The sequence below is a fragment of the Massilia aerilata genome (genome assembly GCF_042656905.1).
Taxonomy (GTDB): domain Bacteria; phylum Pseudomonadota; class Gammaproteobacteria; order Burkholderiales; family Burkholderiaceae_D; genus Telluria; species Telluria aerilata.
Window position 1 is genome coordinate 262,602 of sequence record NZ_JBHSMZ010000026.1, and the last position, 16,464, is coordinate 279,065.

Here is a 16,464-nt window from a genome sequence, read left to right on the forward strand (position 1 = left end):
GCGCGGCCAAGTCTTATATAAGACAGAAGACAAGCGCCATATTATGCACCGCTTTTCGGACGGACACCACCTTTTCGCGCCGCGGGCCAATCGCGCGCCACAACCCGCGCACCCGGCGCATCCTGCGACAACACGAGTCTGGCAACCAATCCGGAGGCGCACATGCGGTCCTGGCACAGGCGCTTGCCCTTGTCGTTTTTGCTATCCGGCGTGCTCGGCGCCCTGTTCGCCGCCTGCGGCGGCGGTGGCGGCAGCAGCGGGACAAGCACACCCCCGCCACCGCCGCCCGTCCCCCTGGCCCTGGCGCTTGCGCCCTTCGCCAGCAATCTGGCCAGCCCCACTTTCCTGACCGCGCCGCCGGGCGACACCCGCCAGTTCATCGTCGAACGCGCGGGCCGAATCCTCATCATGCGGAACGGCGCGCTGCTGCCTCAGCCTTTCCTGGATATCCGCACGCTCACCGACGTCGCCGGCGAAGGCGGCCTGCTGTCGCTGGCCTTCGATCCCGGCTACGCCACCAATGGCCGCTTCTACGTCTACCGCACGAACCTGAACCGCGACATCGTGGTCGAGCGCTACACCGTCTCCGGCGATCCGGACCGGGCCGACGGCGCCTCCGGCATCACCATCATCCAGATCGCGCACCCGACGTTTACGAATCACTTCGGCGGCCTGGTCGCCTTCGGCCCGGACGGCTACCTGTACCTCGGCACCGGCGACGGCGGCTCGGCCGGCGACCCGCCCGGCAATGCGCAGAACCTGGATTCGCTGCTGGGAAAACTGCTGCGCCTGGATGTGAGCAATGCCAGCGCATCCGTCCCCTACACGATCCCGGCCACGAACCCGTTCCGCAGCCAGGCCGGCGCCCGCCCCGAGATCTGGGCCTACGGCCTGCGCAACCCGTGGCGCTATGCCTTCGATGCCGACAGGCTGTATATCGCCGACGTAGGCCAGGCCCAGCGCGAGGAAATCGACCTGGAAGCGGCGAACCAGGGCGGCCTGAACTACGGCTGGAACAGGATGGAAGGCACGAGCTGCTACCAGGCGCAGACCTGCAGCAGCAGCGGCCTGGCGCTGCCGCTGCTCGAATACAGCCATGCGGATGCGGGCAGCCCCTGCTCGATCACCGGCGGCTACGTGTACCGCGGCGCGGCGATCCCGGAACTGGCCGGGCGCTATTTCTATTCCGATTACTGCGCCGGCTTCCTGCGCAGCTTTTTGGCGACCGGGCGCACGGTGTCCGAGCAGCGCGACTGGAACGTGGGCAAGCCGGGGCAGGTGATGTCGTTCGGCCGCGACGGGCAGGGCGAGCTGTATGTGCTTACCCCGACCGCCATCCTGAAAATCGTGAAGGGTTCCTAGCGCGTCCAGTGCTCAGGCCGGCTGTTTGCCGGCGAAATCGGCCATCGCTTCCAATAACACCTTGGCGCGGAACGGTTTCAGGATGACGCGGCTGATGCCGCGGCCCTGCAGTTCCTTCACCAGTTCGGCCGTCGCCCGGTCCGCCATGATGGCGATCGGCATGTCGGCGTCGCTGATGCTGAGGCCCTGGCGGATCAGTTCGACCAGGGTCATGTCGTAGCGGCGCTCGCCCTCGCTCTCGACGCACGCCACCGCGATCACGGCGCCGTCGAAGCGACGCTGGCCCAGCAGGCGGCGCGCGGCCTCGATGCTGGCCGCTTCATGCACCATGCCCAGCCCCAGGCTGCGCGCCGTCAGCGAGACGGTGCGGCGCAGCAGGGTTTCCGGCTCGACCAGCAGCATGTGCAGGGAACTGTCAGTCATCGGCGCCTCCCTCGGCCCTCCCCAGCTCCAGCACCGCCAGGTCGCGCAGGGTCGCCAGGATGCCGAGTTCCATCGCATCGAGCGTGCGCGGGCGGCGGTCGATCAGGCACAGGGTGCCGAGCGCGGCGCCGGACGGCAGCACCAGCGGCGCGCCGGCATAGAAGCGGATGCCGGGCGCGCCGGTGACGAGGGGGTTGCCGGCGAAACGCGGATCCTCGAGCGCGTCCGGCACCACCATGATGTCGCGCGCCAGGATCGCGTGGCCGCAAAAGGAGATGTCGCGCCCGGTCTCGCAGACATCCAGGCCGGTGCTGGCCTTGAACCACTGGCGCTCGCGGTCGATCAAGGAAAGCAGGGCGATCGGCACGTCGAACTCGCCGGCGGCGAATTCGACGATCTTGTCGAAGCGCTGTTCGGGCGGGGTATCGAGGATCAGCAGCGCGTACAGCGCGGCCAGGCGTTCGGCTTCGTTGGCGGGCAGGGCGGGTGCTTGCATGACATTATTATGCACGTCCCGCCGAAGAGAAACCACCTCCGCGCCTCTCCTCGATGCGCGGGCGGCTCCAGCGATCGGGCTCGGCCATGTACACCTGGTCGGCGCTGGTGCTCACGACCTGGTCTGCCCGGTTCCATCCCCGCACCGTGACGCGCCCGTCCGCGGCGGACACGTGCAGCTTGCGCACGCCCGCGAACAAGGGATCGGCGACCAGCTGCATGGCTTGCGCGCCGTCGAACTGGTTAGCCGCGGAAAAAAAATACAGTGCATCCCGGGCCGTGGCGAAGAGGTCGGAGGTATTGTCGGCATGGCGGCAGGCGGCGATCGTCTCGGCGGCGAGTTCGCCGGGCAGCGCCAGGCGCCGCGCCTGCGCCGGCAGCGAGGGAACGAAGGGATTGTAGAGCGGGGAATAGATCAGTTGCGGGGTGTCGCCCACCGTGCCTGCCAGGTACAGGCCATCGACGTTCCAGCTGCCGCGGCTGCGGCCGAGGCAGGTGGCGTAGACCTGCGCCTGGGGGTGGCCCGGCGCATCGTGCGCGACCCAGCGCGGCGTGGCGTTGCGGCCGGTATCGATGTAGTAGCGCGCGCTCAGCGGCGCGGCGGCGCCGGGATTGCCGGCCATGTCGACGACGATGAAGGTCGTGTCGCTCGCTTCGCCGATCCGGACGGCGGCGATGTCCGGCCGCACCTGCGGCACGCCGCCATCGAAGGGGCAAGCCGTCCACACCGGCGCGCCGTGCAAGGCCAGTTCCGGCGCCGGATTCGACAGGCTCAAGTACAAATGGTCCCGGAGACCGTCGTTGACCACCATCGCCAGGTGGATCAGCCCGGTCTGGCCGGGACTGCCGATCGTGCGTGCGCTGGCGAAGTGCTTGCAGTGGCCACCCGGGTGCTCGCGCCGGATCTGCGCGTCGATGGAAAACAGCAAATCGCCGCCGTAGCTGCCGATAGCGAAGTTGCTGCATGCCGATCCCATCGCGTCTCTCCCAGTGATGGACGCTGCCCGGCGCCCGCGGTCTACCCGTTTGCAAAACGCATGCCATGACCGCGTCAACCTGTTTCGCTAGGGAAATTGCTGCACCACGGTAGCCGTCCCATGTAAATTGACATGTCAACAGCCGCGCTTTACATTGATTTTTTACACTTCGACATGGCCACAGCTGCATGCATGACGCCGACATCACCCTGACCTCACCGCTCCCAGGCGCCACCGGCGCCGGCCCGGCCATCCTGGCGCTGACCGTGCTCTGGCATCCGGACCCCAGCCGCATCGGCGCGCAATACCTGGAACCGGATGCGCGCGGCGTGGTCGAGCTGAGCCGTTTCCTGCCCCTGTTCGCCCAAGCCGGCGAAGACGGACTGGGCCTCGGGCATGGCGGCGTATCGCGCCTGCCCGTGCGGATCGCGCGTGAGGCCGGCGGCGGGCTGTCGCTGGCCCCGCCGGAAAGCCGCATGGCGGTCGAAGTCAACGGGGTCGAGATCGACCGGCCGGTCGTGCTCGCCCCCGCGCAGCTGGAGCAGGGCGTGGTGCTGGGACTGGGACGGGCGATCCTGCTGTGCATCCACTGGACCGACCGGCTGCCGCGCAACAACAAGGTGCCGGGCCTGCTCGGCGTGAGCAGCGGCGCGATCAAGGTGCGGGAGCTGATTTATGCGGTGGCCTCGACCGACATGCCGGTGCTGCTGCTGGGCGAAACCGGCACCGGCAAGGAAGTCGCGGCGCGCGCCATCCACGCCCTCGGAAGGCGCGCCGCCGCCCCGCTGGTGGCCGTGAACATGGCGGTGATGAACGAGGGCCTGGCGGCCGCCGAGCTGTTCGGCGCCACGCGCGGCGCCTATACCGGCGCCCAATCCGCGCGCGCCGGCCTGTTCGCCGAAGCCGACGGCGCCACCCTCTTCCTCGACGAGATCGGCAATACGCCGGCCAACGTCCAGCCGATGCTGCTGCGGGTGCTGGAAAGCGGCCAGTACCGGCCGCTCGGCGGCGACACCGACCGCCGCAGCAGCGCCCGCGTGATCGCCGCGACCGACCAGGATTTGAACGGGCAGGACTTCAACCAGGCCCTGCTGCGCAGGCTCGAGCGCTTCGTGATCTCACTGCCGCCCCTGCGCGCGCGGCGCGAGGATATCGGCGTGCTGCTGCTGCATTACCTGGAGCGGGCGCGCGAGGACGGCAGCCAGGCGCCGCCGCTGCCCTTCGCCTTCGCCAGCGCCTGCGCCAACTACGACTGGCCGGGCAACGTGCGCCAGCTGGCCCACGTACTGGGGCGCGCCCTGCTGGAATGGCAGGCCGGGCAGGAACCGGTGTTCGAGACACTGGTGAAGGTCCGGCGCGCCACGCCGGCGATGCCGGCTGCTTCCGTACCGGCAAAGCGGCGCGCGCTCGGCGAATTCGATGAAGAAGAGATCCTGGCGGCCATGCACAACAACGGCTGGCGCATCCAGGGGGCGGCGGGCGAACTCGGTATTTCGCGGCCCTCGATGTACAAGCTGATCGAGGCCCATCCGGCCATCCGCCGCCCTGAAGACATAGCCGCGGACGAACTGGCGGAGAATCTGGAGAAAAGCGGCGGCGACGTCGAACGCTGCGCCGCTCTGCTGCGGACGCCGCTGGAGGCCTTGCGGCGTCACCTGCGTGGGCTCGGCCTGCTCGGCTGAGCGGGCAAGGGATTCAGGCGCCGTCAGGGGGAACAGAGCCGTTTCCGACCTGCGTTTCGGGATCGAACGAGAACACACGGTATTCGAGGCCCTTGGCCGTCTCGATCGCCACGGTCATGATGAACGACATTTGCCAGCGTCCCTGGTTCAGGATGGTCAGCGCGGCGTCGGAATCCCAGCTCATCTGCAATTGTGTGCCGCTGGCCTGGCCCTGGCCGAAGCTGAAGGTGGCGCCCTGGCCGTTCACCATCGTGGCCGGATTGAAGAAGGGCGAAGGGTAAGGATATTTGCCGGCAAGATGCGCAGGATTGCCGCGGCTGGAGAACATCACCGGGCGATGGATCAGGTGGCAATCGATGATATGCACCGAGCTCAGCTCTCCCAGGTAGCTGTTGGCCACCACGTTCACGCGCAGCGTGTCATTAACGTCGAGCATGTACTGGCCGGTTTCCAGGCCCGTGGATTTCTGCACCGGCTGGTGGTCCGAGTCCAGGATGGTCCAGTCGAGCCGTTCGCTTTCCTGGCCAATATCGAAACTCACTCTCAGGTAATAACTGTTCTTGATCACGTCAGGTTTCCTCTTGTTTTAGCGTGGTTGGTAACGCGGGTCGCGGCGCAAGGCCACGAAATCGGGTTCGGCCTCGATGGTGCTGGCCGGATAGCCGAGTTGCTTTGCCCGGGCCAGTGCATCGAGCGCCAGCTCCCGACGATGGAGCAATTCGTATGCCAGGGCAGCACGGAAATGCGCGTCCGCGCTCTTTGGGGCCATGGCCAGCGCCTTGGCTGTCATCTGCATGGCGCCATCGCCATCCCCGCTGCGGGCCGCGTACAAACCCATGCGCGACACCAGGGTCGCGTTATCCGGGCTACGCGCCAGGCGCGGCGCCAGTAGTTCCCTGGCCTTGGCATACGCACTGCGCGCCTGTGACTCGCGGCCCGGAATCCACAGCAAGGTGTCACCCAGGTTGGCCCAGTTCAGGTACCTGTTCGGACTGCCCGCCGGCGGCGTGACAGCGCGCTCGAAGGCACTGGCCGCGCCCACGTAGTCGCCGCGCTGGAACAGAGCGTTGCCCAGGTTGGTGTAGAGCATGGCGTTCGGCCGGACCCGCAAGCCTTGCTGGACCACCTGCAAGGCTTCGTCATTGCGGCCCTGGCGCAGCAGCACTGCGTTCAGGTTGGCATAGGCAACGCTGGAATCGGGCTGCAACTGGATGCTGAGGCGGAAGGTCTGCTCGGCCTCCTTGTCGCGGCCTTGCAGGAAATGCACGGTACCGAGCGAATCGGCAAAGACACGTTGGCCAGGATGCCGGCGCAGCATGGCTTCGCCCCATGCACGGGCCTCGTCGTAACGGTGCAGCATGGTCAGGCAGTTGATCTTGCCGAGCGCCGCAAAATAATTGTCCGGCTCCAGGCCGAGCGCTTTTTCCACGGCCGCCAGCGCCTGCTCGCGCTGGCCCTGGTTGTAAAGCACCCAGGCCCGGGCGGCATGGCTGAGGGCCAGCGTCGGGTCGAGCCGCAAGGCTTGCTGGGCAGCCGCATCGGCGCGCTTCAGCCAGGTCTCGTCCTGGGTGTCGCCGGCGTAGCGAAAACTGTTCACCAGCGACATGCCGGCCACCGCGGCCGCATTCTCCGGATCCCTGGCCAGCAGCGCCGAAAAATCGGCGCGCGCCGCTTCCAGTTTCTCGGTCTGGTCGAAGGCTTCGAGGGCGTGCAGGGCGCGGGCGATGGTCGCCGCGCGTGAAAAGACCGGCGCCGACGTGCGCAGCTGGTCGATGGCCAGCACGCCGCCCAGGCCCAGCGCCAGGACCAGGGCGCCGCCCAGCCAGGCCTTGCGCGAGCGGAACCGGCGCAGTACCGGTACGTGCGGCGGCCCGGCTTCCGGCGCCGGCTTCGGTGCAGGCGCTGGTGCGGTTTCCACTGCGGTTTCAGCGGCAGGGCGAGAGACGGGCGCCGGCGCACCATCGCGGCAGGCGGCCAGGCCAACGCTGACATCTTCCATGCTCGCCAGGCGCTGCTCGGGCTGGCGCGCCGTCATCGAGCGGATCAGCTCGATGAGCGGCGCCGGCGCCGTGGCCGGAAACACCCAGGCGTCGGAACTCGATTGCATCTGCGCCGCCGCCAGCGCCAGGCCGGACAGGTTGGCGAACGGCCGCGCGCCGCAGATCATCTCGTAGAACATCACGCCCAGCGCATACACGTCGGACCGGCGGCTGAATGGCTTGCCAAGCAGGCATTCGGGCGCCATGTAGGCGATCGTGCCCTGCTGGTCGAGTTCCATGACCGAGGTGGTTGCCTGCGGGTCGTCGTGGAAGGCCAGGCCGAGGTCGAGGATGCGCAGCTTGCCGGCATCGTCGACCATCAGGTTCGAGGGTTTCAGGTCGCCGTGGACCAGGCCGCGGGCATGGGCCGCCTGCATCGCCGCCGCCGCCTGGACGACGAGGTCGAACACGCGTTCGGCGGCGATCGGTCCCTGGCCGATCAGTTCGCGCAGGGTCAGGCCGGAGATCAGCTCCATCACGATCGCGTGGCCGCTGCCGTCTTCCTCGATCGAATAGATTTTCACGAAGGCCGGATGCTCCAGCGAGGCTGCCAGGCGCGCCTCCTGCAGCAGGCTGCCCGGGTGACTGGGGAGTCCGGCGGCCTTCAGCCGCTTGATCGCCACCCGCCGCTGCAGCGTGTCGTCCCAGGCCTCGCGCACTTCGCCAAAGCCGCCCGCGCCCAGCTGCCGTCCCAGGCGGTAGTGCCTGAACTGTTCTGCGGGGGTGGAGGTGCTGTCGTCGATCTCTGTGCTGGTATCCATTGGCGGTGGACGGGTGAAACGAGACGACGAGTCTGGCACAACATTCCGCTCTCGGCCAGAAAAATCTTGCCGTAGTGATACATCCGCAACGCGTCATCAGCCCCCGACTTGCCTGAACGGATCGAGCGCCATGTCGATCAGCCGCCGCTTGCGCACCACGATCTCGGCTGCCGCCGTCATGCCGTAGCGCAGCGGGTACGCGGTGTCGCCGACCGTATAGTGGTCGCGGTCGAGCGTGATCCGTCCTTCGTACACCGGCTGCCTGGTCTGCACGGACGCCTTGGTGGCCGGCGAGATGGTCTGCAGGGTGCCGCCGATGATCCCATAGCGCTGGTAGGGAAAGGCATTGAATTTCAATTGCACCGGCTGCCCCTCGCGCAGGAAGGCGCGGTCCTGCTCGGCGATCTCGATTTTCAGGATCGGCCGCGTGTTCTTCGGCGCGATGCCGCCCAGCGGGGTATTCGCCTGGATCTTGTCGCCCGGCTGGGTCGAGGTCACTTCGGTCACCACGCCGTCCACCGGCGCCTGGATGCGCAAAAAATTGTCCTTGTCGATGTTCTCGAACTGGATGCGCGAGGCGGCGTCCGCCACCAGGCGCGCGGTCTGCACCTGCAATCTGAGCTTTTCCTCGACATTGCTGGCCTCGCGCGTGGCCGCCTCGTACTGCAGGCGCAGGCTGGCCAGCTGCTGGCCGCTGGTTTCCAGCTGCGCGCGCGCCTGCGTGGTTTCCAGGCTCTGGCGCGCGCCCAATTCGCCGACCCGCGATTCCGCCACCCGCACCGCGTTCTCGGCGGCCTGCAGCGCGTTCTTCCTGGCCTCCACCTGCAGCTGCGAGACGCCGCCGCCGCCCGGCAGCGCGAACAGGCGCTCGTACTTGGCGGCCTCGTCGCGCGCGGCGGTGGCGGCGCGGCGTGCATCCTCCAGGTTGGTGCGCGCTTCCTGGCTCTGCGCGCGCTGGCCCTGCGCGAGCTGGCCGGTGCCCTCGGCCAGGCGGCGCTGGTGCTGTTTCTCCTCGGTGTCCATCGCCTCCTTGAGCGCCGCCACGCGCTGGTCCAGCAGCGCTTTCTTCTGCGGGAATTCCTTCCATTCGCGCTCGGCGTCCTCGAGTTTCAGGCGCGCCTCGAGCGCATTGCGGGCGGCCTCGATCGCGCCGCGCGCGTACAGGCGCGCCACCACGTCACCCTTCAGCACCGGCTGGCCTTCGGCGATGTAGATGTTGGCCAGTTCGCCGTCGATCGGCGCGTACAGGCGCCGCACCTCGGAGGCCGGCACCAGGGTCCCGGGCGCGGTGACCAGCACGTCGGCGCGGCCGAAGAAGGACCAGGCCAGGCCCGCCAGCACCAATCCGACCATGACCTGGATCGCCAGGCGGGTGGTGCGCCAGGGCTCGGCGGTCAGGATGCCGATGCCTTCGTCGCTGTGGTCTTCCAGCGCGCCGATCAGCGGCCGCAATCCCTTTTTATTGATCGCTGCCATTGCTCCCTCCCGCCAGCGCCAGCTTGCGCAGGTCGCTCGCCACCTGGGCATAGGTATCGCGGAACGCCGGCACATAGGCCGCGATGGTCGCGGATGCGCGCTGGTGCGCCTGCTGCTCGTCCTGCCATTGCCCGAGGATGCGCTGGATGCGCGCCTGCTCGGCCGGACTGCGCACCGGCGCATCGGCGCCGCCGCGCGCGGCGACGAACTGTTCGACCTCGCCGACCCACGCGATCTCGGCCACCAGCGGCGCGGCGTCGGCATTGTTCCGGCTCAGCCCACGCATGCGCGCCACCGCCTGCGCGGCGGGCCCGAAGCGGCGCGCCTTCAATTGCGCCATCCAGGACGGCAGCCCGGCCCGCAGCAGCGCCTCGGTCCCCAGCGCGCGCAGCTCGGCGTTGTCCGGATCCTGCGCCAGGCGTTCGGCGGCGAGGGTGCTGGCGGCGGTAAGCTCACCGCTATCGAGCAGGGCCTGCAGGCGCCGCTGGGGCGCGCCGGCCAGGTGGATGGCCAGCACGGCGGCCAGTATCAAGCCGCTCAGCGCCATGATCCAGCGCCGCAGCCTGGCCTGGTCGGCCTCGCCGGCGGCGCCCAGGGCATCCAGCAGGCCGGCCGCCATCAGGGCCGCCTTGCCGCGTGCTTGCCTGCCCGTCTGCGGCGCCGCGCCGCCTGGGGGCGCCTCCGCCGGGTTGATTTCGTCCTCCTGGGCGGCGCCGCGGTCGACGCAGAAGATATCGAGGAAGGAGCCGGCCGAGGCGACGAAGGTGGTGTGGTCGGTATCCTCCGCGGCGCCCGGGGCGGCGGCGGCGGACCTGAAACGGGTGACGGTGGGTTCGGGCGCCTGCTCGGGGAGCGCTTCCCACTGCAGGCCCACGCGGTACACGAAATGGTGGCCGCCGAAGGCCAGCACGTCGCCATCCTCGAGCGCGTGCGCATGCTCGTCGAGCCGGGCCGCGCCGATGAAGGTGCCGTTGGTGCTGCCCAGGTCCTCGATCCAGGGTTGGCCGCCCTTGAGGAAGATGTGGGCATGGCGGCGCGACAGGTAGCCGACCTGGTGCGGTTCCTTGTCGCGGTAGCGGGCGAAGGTGTCGTCGACCTTACTGATCAGGAAAGGGAAACTGCTGACCACGATGGTCTCCAGCCCCAGTTCGGCGCGCTCGGGGGTCAGGCTGAGGCTGGCCAGCCGCGCGGGCGGCGCCGAGGCCGAGGCCGAGGCCGCAGCCTGCAGGCGCACGCGGTAAGCCAGCACGCGGGCGAAATCGACTTCGTCGCCGTCATGCAGGCGCACGATGGTCTGGCGCACCGGCGTACCGTTGACGGTGGTGCCGTTCTTGCTGTCCAGGTCGGCCAGATACGCGTCGCCGCTCTCGATGAAGATGCGCGCATGGCGGCGCGACAGCTCGCTCACCGCTTCGGGCGGATAGCCGGCGAAGGGCTGCTCGGTGCGGCCGATGGCGAACACGCCGTCGTCGATGGCGAGCGGCCCCAGCTCGGGATGGGTCAGCGCCTCCAGCACGATGGCGACGCGCGGGGCCGCCGCTGCCTGCCTGCTCCCCCGCATGGTCGCGGCCACGGCTTCCTCAGGCGCCATCATTGGCCCGCCACATCGCGCACCTCGGCCGGCGGCCAGCCGCCGCCCAGGGCCTTGTACAGCGTGACGGTGTCGGACAGGATCTGCTGCCGGTTGGCCAGCAGCGCCAGCTGCGCGGCCAGCAGCGAGCGCTCGGTCTCGAACACTTCCAGCTGCGACACCACGCCTTCCTTGCGCTGCGCATCGGTGGTGGTCGCGACAAGTTGCAGCTGGTCGGCCTGCTGCTGCAACTCGTCTCTCTGCTTCTTGTGCGCATCGAGGTTGACCAGCGCGTTTTCGACGTCCTCGAAGGCGGCCATCACGGTGCTGCGGTACTGCTGCTCGGCCACCCTGGTTTGCGCCTCGCTGGTTTTTACGCGCGCCTTGACGCCGGGGTCGAGGATGGGGAAGTTGATGCTCGGGAGCAGGCCAAAAGTAAACGACTTGAGCAGGGAGCCCAGCGCAAAGCTGGAGGTGCCGCCGCGCCCGGTCAGGCTGATCGAGGGCAGCTGGGCCAGCTTGGCCTGGCCTGTCAGCTGGTAGGCTTCCAGCACCCGGTATTCGGCGGCGACGATGTCGGGCCGGCGCTTGAGCAGCTGCGAGGGCAGGCCGCCCGGCACCTCCGGCACCTTGACCCGCTCCTGCAGGCGTCCGGTGGGCATCTGGTACTCGCCGGCCGGCACCCCGAGCAGGGTCGCCAGGGCATTGCCGGCCAGCGCGCGCAGGCGGCGCAGCTCGATCAGGTCCGTGCTCAGGCGGTTGACCTCGGCCGACTGCTGCAGCACGCGCGTGTGCGGGATCAGGCCGTTCTGCTCCATCGCCGCGTAAGTGGCGAGGATCTGCCGGTTCTTTTCCAGCGTCTTCTGCTGCTGTTCGATCTGCTCGTCGAACTGCAGGATCTGGAAATAGGTCGTCGAGACGTCCGACACCAGTGTCAGATAAGCGGCGCGCCAGTCGGCCTCGGTGGCGAAAAACTCGGCCTTTTGCGCCTGCACGCCCTTTTCGACCTTGCCCCAGATGTCGATGTCCCAGTTGGTTTGCGTGGCCAGGTTGAACTGCTTGCTGAACTTCTGCCCGGTGCTCTTCTCGAAACTCGCTCCCGCACCGGCATCCAGGGTCGGCAGGGCGCCGGCACGCGCTTCGCCGATCTGGGCCTTGGCCACGCCGATTCTGGCCGCCAGCACGGACAAATCGACGTTGCCGGCAATCGCGCGGCTGACCAGCTGGTCGAGGGTGGGGTCGCCGAAACCGCGCCACCAGTCGGGCACGATCAAATCCGTGCGCGAAATCGGCACGTTCGCCGAATTCGACCACGCGGCCTTGGAAGGCGTGTCCGGACGCTGGTAGGGCCGCATGCTCACATCCGCGCAGGCGGACAGCAACAGGACGGCGAGCATGCCCAGGAGCTGCTTCATGATGTGATCCACGCCTGGGCGTCGACGAAGACCTGGAACAAGTTGCCGTCGATATGCCCGGCATCGCATTCTTCGCGCATGATATCCAGCGCCAGTTCCACCGGCACCGCCTTCTTGTACGGCCGGTCGCCGGCGGTCAGGGCGTCGTAGATGTCGCAGATGGTCAGGATGCGGGTCTGGACGCTGATCTGCGGCCCCTTCAAACCCATCGGATAGCCGGAACCGTCCAGCTTCTCGTGGTGTCCATGCGCGATGGCCGGCACCCCGCTTAGGTCGCGCGTCCAGGGAATCAGCACCAGGAAGGAATAGGAATCGACCACGTGCTCCTCGATCTGGCGCCGCTCGTCGGCGGTCAGGCAGCCCTTGGGCAGGCTCAGTGCCGAGACTTCATGTTCCTCGAGCAGCGGCAGCGGCAGGCCGTCCGGGTCGTGGCAGGGGTAGTGGACGATGTCGCGCAGGTCGGGCAGCGGACTGCCGCGCTTGACCGCCGGCTCGTTGGCGCTGCGGATCGTGGCCAGGAAGGCGTCCAGCCGCCCGGCCTCATCCAGCAGCTGCACCTCGATCCCTTCCTTCTCGCTGCGGAACCTGGCCGCGCTCCAGCCTTCCTCGATATGGCGCTGCGCCAGGCCGCGGAAGGCATGCCGCTCCATGCAGGCGCGCGCGTAGCGGAAACGCTGCTCGAGCAGGCGCATGTCGGCGTGGTGCAGCTTTTTCTCCTTGCGCAGCACGTGCTCGCGCACGCCGACCTTGCCGAAGTCGTGCAGCAGCGCGGCATAGCGGATCTCGCGCAGTTGCGCCTTGCTGAAGCTGATCCGGCGCAGCTGCGGTTCGGCGGCGCGGTCGAGGGCGACGGCCAGCGACTCGGCATAGGTGGCGACCCGGAACGAGTGGCCGGCGGTGACCGGGTCGCGTTCCTCGATCGCCTGCACCGAGGCGCGCACGAAGCCGTCGAGCAGGCGCTCGATGTCGGTGTAGAGCTGGAAGTTCTTCAGCGCGACCGCGGTTTCGGCGCACACCCCGGTCAGCAGTTCGAGATCCGCCTCCTGGAAGGCGTGCGGGTCGGAGGAACTGTCGACCTGGATCAGCCCCAGCACCTCGTTGCCGACGATCAGCGGCGCGCACATGGCGCTGCGGATGGCCTGGGACACGATCGAATCCTGCGAGGCGAAATGGCGGTCGGACAGGGTATCGCTCGACAGGATCGCATGCTTCTTGTTCAGCACTTCGTCGACGATGGTGTGCGACAGCCTGGCCTGGCTCGGGTCTTCAGCGGCGCCGTTGCGGCGCCGCGCGGCAACCGGCACCGGCGGGTCGCGTTCGCTCTGGCGCAGCAGGATGAAGGCGCGTTCGGCCAGCGGGAACAGGTCGAAGATGAAGTTCATGATCTTCTCGCTGAGCGTCTCGCGGTCGGTGACGACGCCCAGCGCGATGCTGACCTGGGCCATGGCGTGCAGCTTCAGCACCGACTGTTCGAGCTCGCCGCGGGTGGCGTCGTGCGCGGCCGACACGCTCATCGTCGCCGGCATGGTCGTGGGCGCGTACTGGGTGGCGTCGACGCTTTTGCGGATCACGGTCGGCATGCTGGCGGCGCTCGGCGCGACCAGCGAGCGGAACACCAGCTGGGTCGAGGCCAGCGCCAGCTCGTCACCGTCGCCCAGCTCGCGCCAGGAGCCGGGCAGCAGGCGCTCGCCGTTGACGAAGGTGCCGTTCGAGGAGTGCAGGTCTTCGACCGACCAGGCCGCGCCGCGCCGGCGCAGGCGCACATGGCGGCGGCTGATGGTGTGCTGCGGAATGCAGACGAACTGGTCGGAGGGCAGTGCATCCTGGCGGTCGCGGCCGATCACGATTTCGTCGTGCAGCGGAAAAAGCTGCGGCTTGGCCGCCCGGTTGCCGAGCAGCTCGAGATAGGCGCTGACCCCGCCGCCCGCCTGGTCAGGTGCTGGTTCTTTAGTCATGCGCCCTCCCGAACGCGCGCATCGGCCGAATTGATAAGACAGCGGCGGCGCGCCGCAGTTCGCAACCGGGCACATTTGACGCTCGGTGGCTCGCTCACTTGACGGTGATGGTGATTTTTTTCGACTGTACCGAGGGCTCGAACGTCATGTGCTGGTCGTCGCCCATCACCAGCTGCAGCGTGTGCTTGCCGGGTGGAAGCTCGATCGTGGTTTCGGTCTCGCCGGTGCCGAAGTGCAGGTGCTGGCGGTCGCTCGGGATGGCGACGCCCGGTCCGGGGGCATCGGTGTCGATCAGCAGGTGGTGGTGGCCGGTGTTCGGAAATTTCACGCCCTTCGGCGCCACGCCCATGTTGCGCAGGCCGAACCAGACGCGGATCGGCTTGCCGCTCGATACCACCTGGCCGTTGTTGGGCCAGCCGATGTACAGGTAGGCGTCGGGCGGGGCCGGGGTGGCGGCCGCGGCGATGCCAGAGCCGATGCCCAGCGCGGCAAGGGCGATGACGGCGAGTGGCTTGCGCATGATGCTCTCCTGGCTCACTTGACCGTGACGGTGATCTTCTTCGACACGACGGGCGGGTCGTGCGGGATGTGGTCCTTGTCGGCCAGCACCAGCTGCAGCGTGTGGCGCCCCGGCGGCAGCTCGACCCGCGCCTCGGTTTCGCCGGCGCCGAAGTGCAGGTGGCTGCGGTCGCTGGCGATCGGCTCGTTCATGTTCTCGGGCAGGTCGACGTCGATCAGCAAATGGTGGTGGCCGGTGTTGGCGATGTCCGTGCCCTTGGGCGCGACTCCCATGTTGCGCAGTCCCATGCGCACCCAGAAGGCGTGGTGGACGGTCATGCCGTCGCTGGGCCAGATGAAATATACCTGGGCGTTCTCGGGCGCCGGCGTACGGGCGCCCGGCGTTCGCGCCAGCACCGGTAGCGACGCCAGCAGCGCCGCGCCAAGAATCAGGGCAATTTTCTTTCGCATACACCCTCCTGCCGGTGTGCCGGCCGCCGTTCCGGCAGCATCCATCAGGTGCGGGCTGCACCACCTGTGGCAGCACAAAGAGTTGGCCGGCACAATCGCGGCGTCCGGTGGTCTAAGCGGTTTGTGGCGAACTTCAGGGGAACTTCGGTGCGGACCCGATTCTCGATCCTGTGCGGCCTGGCCGCGATGATGACGATGGCGGCGCTGCCGGCCACGTCTGGCGTGCTGCCGGTGCGCCAGCACACCGGCGACATCCAGCTTGCCGGCGTGGTGCCCAAGAACAGCGCCGAGCAGTTCGAGCTGGCGTTCTGGAACTCGGTCAAGGACAGCAAGCAGGTCGGCGACTACGAGGCCTACCTGAAGGCCTATCCCAAGGGACGCTTCGCCGCGCTGGCGCGGGCGCGCATCCAGCAACTCAAGAGCGCGCCGCAGCAGGCGCCGGCGCCCGCGCAGAAACCGGTTGCGCAGCCGGCCAGACCGGCCGAGAACAAACCGGCGCGCGAGCAGGCCCAGGCCAGGACCGCCAACACGGGCAAGGCCCAGCAGGCCAAGGCGCGCCCGCAGCCGGCCGCCACCGACGACGACCAGGAAGAGGCGCCGGCGCCTAACACGGCCGGCGCCATGGCCATGGTCAAGGATTGCGAGGCTTGCCCGACCATGGTTGCGCTGTCGCCGGGGCCGTTTACGATGGGCAGCAACAGCAGCGACCCCAGCGAAAAGCCGGCGCACAAGGTGGCGCTGCGCACGCCCTTCGCCATCGGAAAATTCGAGATCACGGTGGACCAGTGGCGGCAATGCATCAAGGCGAACGTGTGCCCGACGGTGCCCTTGCCGGACGATGCGCCCGGCAACATACCGATGCGCGACGTCAGCTGGGACGAAGCCCAGCTCTACATCAAGTGGCTGACGACGGCGAGCGGCAAGCCCTACCGGCTCCCCACCGAAGCCGAGTGGGAATACGCGGCGCGCGGCGGCACCGCCACCCGCTACTGGTGGGGCGACGACATGAAGGGCGGGAATTCGAGTTGCAAGGATTGCGGCCAGCCCTGGAAAATGGAAGAACCGCCGCCGGTCGGCAGCTTTCCCGCCAATCCCTTCGGCCTGCACGACATGAATGGCAGCGTGTGGGAATGGGTGCAGGATTGCTGGCACAGTTCCTACAAGGGCGCCCCCGCCGACGGCAGCGCCTGGGCCGAACCGAATTGCCAGACGCGCGTCATCCGCGGCGGCTCCTGGCGCGAGGACGGCAGCTATATGCTCTCCACCACCCGCTTCAAGTACGACGCCAGCGTGCGCCAGTCGCAGAACGGGCTGCGGGTGGCGCGTTCGCTGAAATGAAT

Annotated in this window: 14 protein-coding genes; 3 read left to right on the forward strand and 11 right to left on the reverse strand. The window is 68.2% G+C overall.

Going from position 1 to position 16,464, the window contains the following annotated elements; all coding sequences use genetic code 11:
- Nucleotides 1–162: 162 nt before the first annotated feature.
- Nucleotides 163–1,362 carry a PQQ-dependent sugar dehydrogenase gene (locus ACFPO9_RS26455; protein WP_379777194.1) on the forward strand — a complete coding sequence of 400 codons (1,200 nt, stop codon included), beginning with the start codon at nt 163–165 and terminating at the stop codon, nt 1,360–1,362.
- A gap of 12 nt (nt 1,363–1,374) precedes the next feature.
- On the opposite strand, the gene ACFPO9_RS26460 is transcribed toward ACFPO9_RS26455, so the two are convergent.
- The 3 genes from ACFPO9_RS26460 to ACFPO9_RS26470 are packed head-to-tail and all read right to left on the reverse strand — an operon-like array spanning nt 1,375 to nt 3,257.
- Entirely contained in the window at nt 1,375–1,785 is a 411-nt protein-coding gene (locus ACFPO9_RS26460) for a DNA-binding transcriptional response regulator (RefSeq protein ID WP_379777197.1), read from the reverse strand.
- Nucleotides 1,778–2,281: a GAF domain-containing protein gene (locus ACFPO9_RS26465; protein WP_379777199.1), complete on the reverse strand. Its 504-nt coding sequence runs from the start codon at nt 2,279–2,281 to the stop codon at nt 1,778–1,780. Before ACFPO9_RS26465 ends, ACFPO9_RS26460 begins: the two co-directional genes overlap by 8 nt.
- A 7-nt stretch (nt 2,282–2,288) precedes the next feature.
- Nucleotides 2,289–3,257 (reverse strand): hypothetical protein, encoded by a 969-nt coding sequence (locus ACFPO9_RS26470; protein WP_379777202.1) that lies wholly within the window; start codon nt 3,255–3,257, stop codon nt 2,289–2,291.
- A 188-nt stretch (nt 3,258–3,445) separates the two neighbouring features.
- On the opposite strand from ACFPO9_RS26470, the gene ACFPO9_RS26475 reads away from it, so the two are divergent.
- The gene (locus ACFPO9_RS26475) at nt 3,446–4,939 is read left to right on the forward strand and encodes a sigma 54-interacting transcriptional regulator (RefSeq protein WP_379777205.1); all 1,494 of its coding nucleotides are present in this window, start codon (nt 3,446–3,448) and stop codon (nt 4,937–4,939) included.
- Between the two features lie 13 nt (nt 4,940–4,952).
- Here ACFPO9_RS26475 and ACFPO9_RS26480 read toward each other — a convergent pair whose 3' ends face one another.
- The 8 genes from ACFPO9_RS26480 to ACFPO9_RS26515 form a co-directional block, all read right to left on the reverse strand.
- Nucleotides 4,953–5,507, reverse strand: coding sequence for a hypothetical protein (locus tag ACFPO9_RS26480; protein WP_379777208.1), 555 nt, complete (start codon nt 5,505–5,507; stop codon nt 4,953–4,955).
- Nucleotides 5,508–5,525: 18 nt separating this feature from the next.
- Complete coding sequence (locus tag ACFPO9_RS26485; protein ID WP_379777211.1) at nt 5,526–7,739, reverse strand: protein kinase domain-containing protein; 2,214 nt, start codon at nt 7,737–7,739, stop codon at nt 5,526–5,528.
- 96 nt (nt 7,740–7,835) lie between these two features.
- The gene (locus tag ACFPO9_RS26490; RefSeq protein WP_379777214.1) at nt 7,836–9,215 is read right to left on the reverse strand and encodes an HlyD family efflux transporter periplasmic adaptor subunit; all 1,380 of its coding nucleotides are present in this window, start codon (nt 9,213–9,215) and stop codon (nt 7,836–7,838) included.
- The gene (locus ACFPO9_RS26495; protein ID WP_379777217.1) at nt 9,199–10,809 is read right to left on the reverse strand and encodes an FHA domain-containing protein; all 1,611 of its coding nucleotides are present in this window, start codon (nt 10,807–10,809) and stop codon (nt 9,199–9,201) included. The genes ACFPO9_RS26490 and ACFPO9_RS26495 overlap by 17 nt, the downstream gene beginning before the upstream one ends.
- Nucleotides 10,806–12,200, reverse strand: coding sequence for an efflux transporter outer membrane subunit (locus ACFPO9_RS26500; RefSeq protein ID WP_379777219.1), 1,395 nt, complete (start codon nt 12,198–12,200; stop codon nt 10,806–10,808). The genes ACFPO9_RS26495 and ACFPO9_RS26500 overlap by 4 nt, the downstream gene beginning before the upstream one ends.
- On the reverse strand, nt 12,197–14,155 hold the full coding sequence (locus tag ACFPO9_RS26505; RefSeq protein WP_379777221.1) for an HD domain-containing phosphohydrolase: 1,959 nt from the start codon (nt 14,153–14,155) through the stop codon (nt 12,197–12,199). Before ACFPO9_RS26505 ends, ACFPO9_RS26500 begins: the two co-directional genes overlap by 4 nt.
- Before the next feature lie 94 nt (nt 14,156–14,249).
- On the reverse strand, nt 14,250–14,675 hold the full coding sequence (locus ACFPO9_RS26510; protein WP_379777223.1) for a DUF4399 domain-containing protein: 426 nt from the start codon (nt 14,673–14,675) through the stop codon (nt 14,250–14,252).
- Nucleotides 14,676–14,689: 14 nt separating this feature from the next.
- A complete protein-coding gene (locus ACFPO9_RS26515; RefSeq protein WP_379777226.1) occupies nt 14,690–15,124 on the reverse strand; it encodes a DUF4399 domain-containing protein in 435 nt (144 codons plus the stop codon).
- 147 nt (nt 15,125–15,271) lie between these two features.
- Here ACFPO9_RS26515 and ACFPO9_RS26520 point away from each other — a divergent pair, with 147 nt between their 5' ends.
- Nucleotides 15,272–16,462 (forward strand): formylglycine-generating enzyme family protein, encoded by a 1,191-nt coding sequence (locus ACFPO9_RS26520; RefSeq protein ID WP_379777229.1) that lies wholly within the window; start codon nt 15,272–15,274, stop codon nt 16,460–16,462.
- Nucleotides 16,463–16,464: the final 2 nt, after the last annotated feature.

What these genes read in the sequence shown, in the direction of transcription:
- ACFPO9_RS26455 (WP_379777194.1), top strand. Translation starts at nt 163, where the DNA reads ATGCGGTCCTGGCACAGGCGCTTGCCCTTGTCGTTTTTGCTATCCGGC.
- ACFPO9_RS26460 (WP_379777197.1), bottom strand. Translation starts at nt 1,785, where the DNA reads ATGACTGACAGTTCCCTGCACATGCTGCTGGTCGAGCCGGAAACCCTG.
- ACFPO9_RS26465 (WP_379777199.1), bottom strand. Translation starts at nt 2,281, where the DNA reads ATGCAAGCACCCGCCCTGCCCGCCAACGAAGCCGAACGCCTGGCCGCG.
- ACFPO9_RS26470 (WP_379777202.1), bottom strand. Translation starts at nt 3,257, where the DNA reads ATGGGATCGGCATGCAGCAACTTCGCTATCGGCAGCTACGGCGGCGAT.
- ACFPO9_RS26475 (WP_379777205.1), top strand. Translation starts at nt 3,446, where the DNA reads ATGCATGACGCCGACATCACCCTGACCTCACCGCTCCCAGGCGCCACC.
- ACFPO9_RS26485 (WP_379777211.1), bottom strand. Translation starts at nt 7,739, where the DNA reads ATGGATACCAGCACAGAGATCGACGACAGCACCTCCACCCCCGCAGAA.
- ACFPO9_RS26490 (WP_379777214.1), bottom strand. Translation starts at nt 9,215, where the DNA reads ATGGCAGCGATCAATAAAAAGGGATTGCGGCCGCTGATCGGCGCGCTG.
- ACFPO9_RS26495 (WP_379777217.1), bottom strand. Translation starts at nt 10,809, where the DNA reads ATGATGGCGCCTGAGGAAGCCGTGGCCGCGACCATGCGGGGGAGCAGG.
- ACFPO9_RS26500 (WP_379777219.1), bottom strand. Translation starts at nt 12,200, where the DNA reads ATGAAGCAGCTCCTGGGCATGCTCGCCGTCCTGTTGCTGTCCGCCTGC.
- ACFPO9_RS26505 (WP_379777221.1), bottom strand. Translation starts at nt 14,155, where the DNA reads ATGACTAAAGAACCAGCACCTGACCAGGCGGGCGGCGGGGTCAGCGCC.
- ACFPO9_RS26510 (WP_379777223.1), bottom strand. Translation starts at nt 14,675, where the DNA reads ATGCGCAAGCCACTCGCCGTCATCGCCCTTGCCGCGCTGGGCATCGGC.
- ACFPO9_RS26515 (WP_379777226.1), bottom strand. Translation starts at nt 15,124, where the DNA reads ATGCGAAAGAAAATTGCCCTGATTCTTGGCGCGGCGCTGCTGGCGTCG.